Raw genomic sequence first — 8,932 nt, 5'->3', positions numbered from 1 at the left:
GGTTTAATTAAACCGGTTTAATTGCCTTATGCTGCCTATTATACATAGGCTGATTTGGGGTTACAACAGGTTTTTGTAAACTGGACATTAATTTTTAGTAAATCGCTTAACCTGCTGATAAATAAAGACTTTATCCATTGTTTTACGCTAACGTTCGACACACTTCGCCAAATAGCCCCGGTCAAGCAAACCTTGCCCAGCACTCGGATGTTCCACAACAGCCTATGCAAAAAGTAGTTGCACTTGCAACTAATACGCCGTACAATATAGTAGCATGTGCAACTAACGATAAGGAGGTCCGGAACGCATGATTGATCAACAAAACACGATTCCCCGTTGGGTATCGCTTCTATACCGCTATGGGCAAATGTATATCGGCGACCGCCTTAAGGATACGGATATCGGCAAAGGTCAGTATATTTTCCTCAATGCGTTGTATAAGGAAGACGGGCTCAGCCAGGAGGAGCTGTCCCATTACCTGAAGATCGACAAGGGCACAACCGCCAAGGCGTTGAAAAAACTCGAGGCGCAGGGCTACATCCTGCGGGAAATCCGCGATGAGGATAAACGTTCCTATCGCGTCTTTTTGACAGCCAAGGCAATGGACATGAAGGACGAAATCCGAAAGGTGCTGATCGATTGGAGGCATATTTTGTCGGACGGATTGACGGAGGAAGAACGGCACACTGCGCTGGAGCTGTTTGAGAAGATGGGCATCAACGCCGCCAAGTTTATCGAGAAGCAGATGAAGGACGCCAAAAGCAATGCAGGCCAATGATAGTTTGAAGGAAAGCTGGTGTGAACCCTTATGTCCATGATCTTAAGCAGCGGTGAGCGGTTTATACATAAGCATTTTCATGCGCTTACCCACCGAAACTTTCGTTATTTCTGGTTAGGCCAGTGCGTCTCCCTCATTGGGACCTGGATGCAAAATATCGGGCAATCCTGGCTCGTACTGACGCTGACCGGCTCGCCTTTTTTGCTGGGACTTATTGCAGCCATGCAGTTTCTGCCTATTACTATCTTCTCCTTATTCGCCGGAACCCTTATTGATAAGTTTCCCAAGAAAAAGATTTTGCTCGTGACCCAATCGGTTTCGATGGTCCTGGCGCTGACCCTTTCGATCCTCGTGTTCACCCATACGGTACAGTACAGCTATGTTATGGTGCTGGCCTTTTTGCTAGGGGTAACCAACACGTTCGATATGCCTACACGGCAGTCGTTCAATATTGAAATCGTCGGCAAGGAAGACTTGATGAATGCCATTGCGCTGAACTCGACCACGTTCAATCTGGCCCGTATCATTGGTCCGGCGATTGGAGCGACCATGATGGCTTTGCTGGGACCCGCATGGTGTTTTTTGCTGAACGGGCTTAGCTTTATCGCCGTAATCTACGGCTTGACGCGTATCCAAACGACACCTTATGTAAGGCAGAAGAAACAGAACGTCGGCATATTCAGGGAAATAAAAGACGGCTTCGTCTACATCTCCCGGGACAAACGGCTCGCGCAAACCATCCTGCTCGTCACCGTCGTCGGGACGATGGCCTATAACTTCAACGTCCTGATCCCCGTATTTACGAAGGATGTGCTTCACCTGAAGGAGCAGACGTATGGAGTACTTATGTCCTGTCTCGGCATCGGATCCTTGATCGGGGCACTGACCATGTCGCTCCGAAGCAAAACCGGCCCCAAGATGGCCGTCAGCATTGTGTGCTCGATTCTCATTTCGATCTTTCTGATTTTGAACGGATTTGCTACATCTCCCTATGTAACGGGGATTTTGCTTGCACTCAACGGGACATGCAATATTTTGTTTGCCACCACCTGCAACTCTACCCTGCAAATGTACGCCAAGGATGAATACCGGTCCCGAGTCATGAGCATTTATTCGCTGGTATTCGCGGGCTCGACGCCGATCGGCAGCTTGTTTACCGGCTCTGTCGCCAGTCATTTTGGAGCGAACGGCGCTTTCATCGCCTGCGGCTTGCTGTGTCTGATTCCCTGCTCGATCATCATCCTCCTGTATCGCAAAAAGCCGGATTCGTCCGGAGACCCGGCTGGTAATCAAGCATAAGACGGAGCGGGAACATCCGGATTACCGGCTGCTCGGTGTCACAAAAGGCATAAAGCCTCTGTCTCTTCTTGCGGGCAACGCTGCTGTACAATTATCCTCGTTTAAGCTATCTTTGTTAGAGGGCGTGTCTACTTCAGAAACGCACCGGCAACTTATACCGATATGCATAAAGGATGGATCGTGAGATGGCAGCCAACCCGATGGACCCTGCCAAAGCAGCCCGCCTGCTGGAGCAGTGGATTGAATTTTATGACATGAACGATAAAAAAGCATGGGACCCCGAGGACTATCCCTACGTGAAAAGCGTGAGTGAAGCCATGAAAACAGCCGCACAGGCGCTTCGCGGGAAAAGCTCCGGCAGCCCGGCCTTGCTGAAAAAAGCGGCCGCTCTGCTCGACGAGTGCCCTGAGGAATTCGAGATTGACGAGCCCGATGCATGGGAGCCGGAGAATCGTCCCTTCGTCAAGGATGCGCTGGAAGCGATCCGTTTTGCTTCCGCGTTTTTGAAAAAATAAAAAAATCGCCGTTCCCTGTGACGCATTGCGTCGGGGACGGCGATTTTTTTATTTGATTATTGCTTGAATGTTTTTAGTAAACGTTTGGCTTCACCATTTGGAGTCGTAATGACTTCGTAAATATTAACTGTAATCGGAGATGAAAACTCATCGGATTTGATGTTGCTTGCATCAATGGTTTGCTCCCCGCTGATCAGCTTCTTCTGACCTGTGAAGGCAGCATCCGTCGTACCAACGATACGTCCAGCCGGATCGACGATCTCAAATCTCAGCTTCGAGAAATTATCATCTACTACGACGTTTTCTTTTTGCTTGATATCCATATCCAACTTGATTTTGTACGTATACGTAATCGGATTGCCGACCATAGTCGTGTAGCTTACGCTGTAATCATTCAGTTTAATGTCGTAAGGATACAAGGAGAATGTATCCAGTGCCGTATCTTCCTTCTGTGCCGCTGTTTGCAGTGCTGCAATCGTTGTAGTATATGGTGCTGCTGCTTTGGCATCAAGAATCTTCACAGTCAAATTCTCGCCAGTCTCGCTTTGAGGTAAGTTGAACGAGTAACTAACCACATAGCTCAAACCTGGATCCAATGTAGGCGAAACCTTCGTTTGACGTGTGCCGGAATAAGTAACGCCATTGCCAGCGGTCAATTGTGTTTGGAAATCTGGCATCGGTACCGGTTGGTCGCTTGTGTTCGTCAATCTGAATTTGGCTACTCCTGTTTTGTACCCGGATTCCGGATTTTCATGCAGGTGAAGCTCCACAACGGATACTTGTGTTTTTGCATCAATTGCTTTAGCCAGCGGATCGAAAGCAATCGGTGTACCGATCAAGTAGGACGTCGCTGAAAGCGCATCGGTTTGTTTGCCTTCCGGAGCGGTAATATTCAGCTTCCCGCTTTGTACGGTCACAGCTTGAGCTGTTGTACCGGCAGCCGCGTTAGGCACGAAATTATCCGTAGTCGCAACCAACAGACTGGATACCGTTACTCCCGTTTCTACCGGAATCGCAAAGTGAATGTATTGCTTCTCACCTGGCTCCAACGCAGTCACATCCCCTTGGGAACGAGTGCCGTTGTACATTTTTTGATCGGCCAAAGCATCTACAACAAAGCCTGGGATCGTTTCACGTCCGTAGCCCGGGTTTTCCACCAACAAGGTAACGACTCTTACCGGACCGTTGGCCGAGGTTTGCTCGGACATACTCACCGGTGTATACGTAAGGCCGGAGTTCACGCCGGGAATCGTAAAGGCTTGACCCCATGCGAGAGGCTCGCTTTGTGCGCCGAAGTTACCGCCGGTTTTGTACCATACCTGCGTAGATAGTGGAATGTTAAGCAGGTAGGTTTCTTTTTTCGGATAAGTATACAAATCGACATCGACAAAAGAAAGCTGATCCACCTTAATCTGATCCTTGCTGTCAATGACAACCATGTAAATCAGCTCGCTAACTTCCTTCGGCTGAAGAGAAGTTTTGTTGCCTGCGCTTGGTTTGAGGGTATATTCAATGCCGTCTGTCGTGCGCAGACGCAATTCATGCTCAGGTACGCGATTCTGCGATGCGCCCCCGTTATACAAACGTACAACGGCAGACAGCTGCAAGCCTTGCGCCGTCGTTTCAACAGAAACGCTCTTTACGGCTGCACGGATATCCTGTGTCAGGCCATAGTTCGAGGTAGGTACGGAAACGACTGCAGTCGGTGCATCCGCCGCAAACGCAGGAAGTCCTCCTTGTACCATCAAGGTACCAAGTAATACCGCTGTAAATCCTCTTTTCCATGATTTGTTCATGATGAGTTCACTCTCCCTAATATATATTATTTCGTTGCCTTGTCTGTGCTTTTAGTCGGTACGGCAGCTTGATTATCAACTTTCTGGCCATCCTTCAATTGATTCTGTCCGGTCACGACCAACTGATCGCCTTCTTTCAAGCCTTCCAATACCTCCTGGTATTGGCCGTTAATGCGCCCCAGCTTCACTTTCCGCTTCTGGTATTGATCGCCTTGCTGTACGAATACATAAGCATCGGACTCTTCGCGGATAATACTTAAAGACGGAATGGCGATAACGGATTGCTCGGATTCTGTAGTTAACTGTACCATGACTCGGGATCCCGGCTCAATGGTATGTTCAGGGTTGGGGACTTCCAGCTCGACCGTATAGCTCTTGGTTTGAGCACTCATGACCGGCGACATATAGCTGATTTTGGCCGTTCCCTTTTTATCCGGTGTGTCGGGATTATAATAAACCAGTTCTTTTTTGTTTTTCACCAGCTGGTAGCTCGCCTCAGTGAGCTCGGTTTTGATTTTGACCGGATCCAGCTGTTGAACCTGCCCGACTTTACTGGAAGATACGTTCTGCCCCGGTACCAGCGTGAAATCCGTAAGAATGCCGCTGGCCGGTGCTTTTACGCTATAATTCTCCAAGGAACGACTCGAATCCTCCAAAGCAAGCGCAGCGGATTTCATTTGATTCTCCGCAGCCACAATTGAATTGTTGCTTTCATTCGTGGCCAGCTTGTTTTGCGCCGATTCCAGATTCATACGTGCCGTGTCTACCTGCTGCTTAGCAAGATCCACCTGATGTTGATTAGACGTTCCAGCATCGAATTCGTTGCGCGTTTTGTTATAATCATTTTCCGCATTCGTCAATGCGATTTTTGATTTTTCTACTCCATCCGCAAGATCCTTGCGGTTATTGACCTGATCGTCCTTCGCTTTTTGATATGAATCCTGTGCGCTCTTCACAGAAAGTTCATTTTTTCGAACGGTCGATTCCGCATCCTTGCTATCTACACGGAACAGGACTTCCCCTTTTTCCACATAGTCTCCGCGGTTTTTGATCACCTCGATTACTTCTCCGTTCACCTTCGGCACGACATCAATGACGTTAACCGCCGTTACTTCAGCAACCTGCTCGGTAGGGGTGCCGATGTTTTGTTTGGCTACGGCTTCCGTTTTTACCTGTCGTATTTGTAAATCCGCCTGAGCGGCCTTCGGGCCCCCCATCGAGCAGCCTGACGCCACCATGGCGGCGATGGTCAGCACAGCCATCATCCGGTACGTATGATTCATCCTTTTTCTCCTGCTCCCCGTCGTATACAATTTCATTCTCTTAAGCCTCCTCAATGCATCCCAGGTCACGTGTTTTATGACATCCATGCTTCCCTATTACATAAAAGTTACATGTCCAGCGTTCCTGCTTCGGCATCCGCCTGCTTGTTTTTATTTTTATTGAACATGCGGGACATCCGCTGCTTGAAGCCTTCCAGCATCTCATACACAATCGGAACGACAACCAGGGTCAGAATGGTAGAAGTGACCAAGCCGCCGATCACAACGATACCTAATCCTTTACCGATCAAGCCGCCTTCTCCCGATAAACCTAACGCCAGCGGAACCAAAGCCATAATCGTGGCTCCCGCCGTCATAATAATCGGCCGGAAACGAACCCGTCCCGCTTCCAGCAGTGCATGACGAACGGTGTAGCCCTCCTCGCGCAGCTGCTGTGCACGGTCGATTAATACAATCGCATTCGTAACGACAATCCCGATCAACATCATAAACCCGATCATGGACGTTACACTCAGAGGCTCACGGATCACGACAAGCCCGATCAAGCCGCCGATGGCCGCAAGAGGCAGAGAGAACAGAATCGCAAACGGTGCCGAAGCGTTACCGAAGGCCAGCACCATGATCAGATAAACGACCGCTACCGCCACGGCCATAGCCATGAACAGCTGCGAAAAGCTTTCGTTGATGTCTTCGGAAACCCCTTTGACTTCGCGGGAAACCCCATCCGGCAATTCCACTTCCTGAAGTGCTTTCGTCACTTGCTGGCTGACTTTATTTTTATCGTCCACATTGATTTTGGCAGATACACTTACAACCTGCTTTTGACTGTCACGCGCAAGGGATACCGCAGCCTTGACTTCGCTGATTTTGGCGACTTGCTTCAAGTACACGGTTGTTCCTGACGACGTGGTGAACGGAATGTTCCCCAGCTTCTCCAATGAATCCTTATCCGACATATTCATCGAAACCGTCGTCGTATAAGTCAAGTTATCAAACTTCAGATCGCCCAGTGTCTGCTTCTGAATCCAGGCCCGCGCCGTATCGCGAACGGTAGAAGCATTCAGGCCATAGGCTCTTGCCTTGCTCTGGTCTACCTCAATTTCCACCTCGGTTTTGGCATCACTCAGGTTATCTTCTATCTCACTCAGCTCAGGAAACTCCTTAAGCTTTTCCTTCACTTTAGCAGCTGCAATTTCCAACTGATCCTGATCCTCGCCCTTCAAAGAATATTTGAAATCGGTCGAGGAGACACCTGATCCGCCGCCAAGCGATCTAGGCTCCACCTCAGAGCCTTTGGGCAGCTCGGATTGAATGAAATCCTTCACCTGAGCTTTGACCGTATCCGCGTCTACCTTCTCATTCACCTCAACGTAAATTTGAGCTGCATAAGGCGTTTGCTTCTCGTCATCGCCGCTGTAGCCAACCAGCGCTTCAACGAAGGTGAACACCTTCTCGCCGCTGCTGTCCTTTGTATCCGAAAGCAGCTTCTCGAGCTCCTTGGACTTCAGGTCCATCGCATCGAAGGAGGTTTCGTTCGGCAGCTTCAGCTGAAAGTACATCGTGCGGGAAGGCTTGCTTTCCGGGATAAAAGACACCTTTAGCATCGGAACGGTAGCAGCTAATGTACCTACGAATAAAACGGCCGCGAGCAGCAATGTTTTGATCCGGTGATTCAAGCACCATTGCAGTACACGCTCATAGAGCGCCATAAACCTTCCCGGCTTCTCCTCATGGGAGCCATGCGATTTGACGCTGTTGCCCCGAAGCACGAGCAGCTTCGCCAGCATTGGAATCACGGTCAGCGCCACTAGCAAGGAGGACAGAAGCGCCACCGCCACCGTGATGGCGAACGGCCGGAACAGCTCCCCTACAATCCCGCTGACCAAACCCATCGGTGCAAATACACTCACAGTAGCCAGCGTGGAAGAGGTAATCGCCGACGATACTTGCTTCGTCGCAAGAAGGATAACCGAGTCATTCCGTTTCTGCGCTTTTTCAAGCGAGGCGTATATATTTTCTATAACGACAATCGCATCATCCACGACGCGCCCTATCGCAATGAACATCCCGCCAAGCGTCATCGTGTTCAGCGTAAGATCCAGCTGCCACATGAGCAGCAAAGTAATGAGGATCGACAACGGTATCGAGACGAGAACGATAATCGTCATCCGTATATTTCTGAGGAAAATCAAAATCATCAGCGAAGCCAATAAGGCTCCGACGACACCTTCCCGCAGCATGCCGTTAATCGATTCCTTGATCTGATCGGCACTATCGTAAGTGCTCTTGAAGACAACGTTCGGCATCGACGTTTTCCAGTCGCTGATTTGCTTCTTGATCGCATCCGAAAATTCGACTGCATTCGCACTGCCGGTCTTGTACATAATAATACCAATGGCCGGCTTGCCGTCCAATCGACCGTTAAAATCGGACTCGGTGATCGATTTCACCTTAGCCACCTGGGAGAGGGTAATCACGCCGTTCTGGCTGGTGGAAATCTCCAACTGCTCCAGCTCGTACAGGCTTTTGATATCGCCCTTGACACGGGCCATCTTCTCGTTCCCGCTCAGCTTGACGCTGCCGATCGGGCTCTTGGTCAACGCAGCGCTGATAGCATTGCTCACCTGCGTCGGAGTCAATCCGTACATATTCAATGCACTGGCGTCCAGCTCGATATCCAAGCTCGAATCACGGGCCCCTACGACATCGAGGTGGTCAATCCCCTTGATCGATTCCAGGTGGGGCTCAATCGTGTCATTGTACAATTTGTCCAGCTCGGTCTGGCTCATGCCATTCTCCGCATAGGCAACCAAATAGTTAGTGGCAAACGAAGAAGCGCCGAAGGTGGATACCTTAGGCTGTGCGGCCGTCGCAGGCAGCTTCACATCCTGCAGCAGGCTCTCAATATCCTGCTTCTTCTTATCGGTGTCCTTCACATTTTGCTTAAACTGAATAACAATTGTTGAGAAATTATCGCTTGAGGTCGAGGTCATGCTATCGAGGTCCTCAATATTTGCCAGCTTTTCCTCAATTGGATCCGTAATTTCATCCATGACATCCTTCGGTGCTCCCGCATATTGCGTCGTCACGACCACAACGGGGAACGAAATGTCCGGCATATTTTCCACTTTGAGTTTATTGGCAGCAAACACGCCGCTGCCGAACAGCAGAAGAATAATAATAAATAATGCCGAGACATTTTTCATTGAAAACTTGGTAAAACGATCCATCTGTACACTCCCCTCATCCGTTAGCGTGCAG

The 8,932-nt window shown here is 49.6% G+C and carries 6 protein-coding genes; 3 read left to right on the top strand and 3 right to left on the bottom strand.

All coding sequences use genetic code 11. From position 1 onward, the window contains the following. The first annotated feature begins 307 nt into the window (after nt 1-307). The 3 genes from CF651_RS22725 to CF651_RS22715 all read left to right on the top strand — a co-directional run bounded on the left by CF651_RS22725 (nt 308) and on the right by CF651_RS22715 (nt 2,592). On the top strand, nt 308-778 hold the full coding sequence (locus tag CF651_RS22725; protein WP_094017166.1) for a MarR family winged helix-turn-helix transcriptional regulator: 471 nt from the start codon (nt 308-310) through the stop codon (nt 776-778). A 30-nt stretch (nt 779-808) separates the two neighbouring features. Continuing rightward, nucleotides 809-2,077 (top strand): MFS transporter, encoded by a 1,269-nt coding sequence (locus CF651_RS22720; protein ID WP_245856101.1) that lies wholly within the window; start codon nt 809-811, stop codon nt 2,075-2,077. A 185-nt stretch (nt 2,078-2,262) separates the two neighbouring features. Then, nucleotides 2,263-2,592 (top strand): hypothetical protein, encoded by a 330-nt coding sequence (locus CF651_RS22715; protein ID WP_094017165.1) that lies wholly within the window; start codon nt 2,263-2,265, stop codon nt 2,590-2,592. Nucleotides 2,593-2,648: 56 nt separating this feature from the next. Here the strand turns inward: CF651_RS22715 and CF651_RS22710 are convergent, their stop codons facing one another. The 3 genes from CF651_RS22710 to CF651_RS22700 form a co-directional block, all read right to left on the bottom strand. Beyond that, nucleotides 2,649-4,388: a hypothetical protein gene (locus CF651_RS22710; RefSeq protein ID WP_094017164.1), complete on the bottom strand. Its 1,740-nt coding sequence runs from the start codon at nt 4,386-4,388 to the stop codon at nt 2,649-2,651. 26 nt (nt 4,389-4,414) lie between these two features. Then, on the bottom strand, nt 4,415-5,707 hold the full coding sequence (locus tag CF651_RS22705; protein ID WP_179232940.1) for an efflux RND transporter periplasmic adaptor subunit: 1,293 nt from the start codon (nt 5,705-5,707) through the stop codon (nt 4,415-4,417). Between the two features lie 71 nt (nt 5,708-5,778). Then, nucleotides 5,779-8,901, bottom strand: a complete 3,123-nt coding sequence (locus CF651_RS22700; protein WP_094017162.1) for an efflux RND transporter permease subunit — start codon at nt 8,899-8,901, stop codon at nt 5,779-5,781. Between the last annotated feature and the right edge of the window lie 31 nt (nt 8,902-8,932).

This window comes from Paenibacillus rigui (assembly GCF_002234615.1).
In the GTDB taxonomy this organism is placed as follows: Bacteria; Bacillota; Bacilli; order Paenibacillales; family NBRC-103111; genus Paenibacillus_S; species Paenibacillus_S rigui.
The sequence above is the reverse complement of the archived record's forward strand: the minus strand, read 5'-3'. Positions and strand labels throughout refer to the sequence as shown.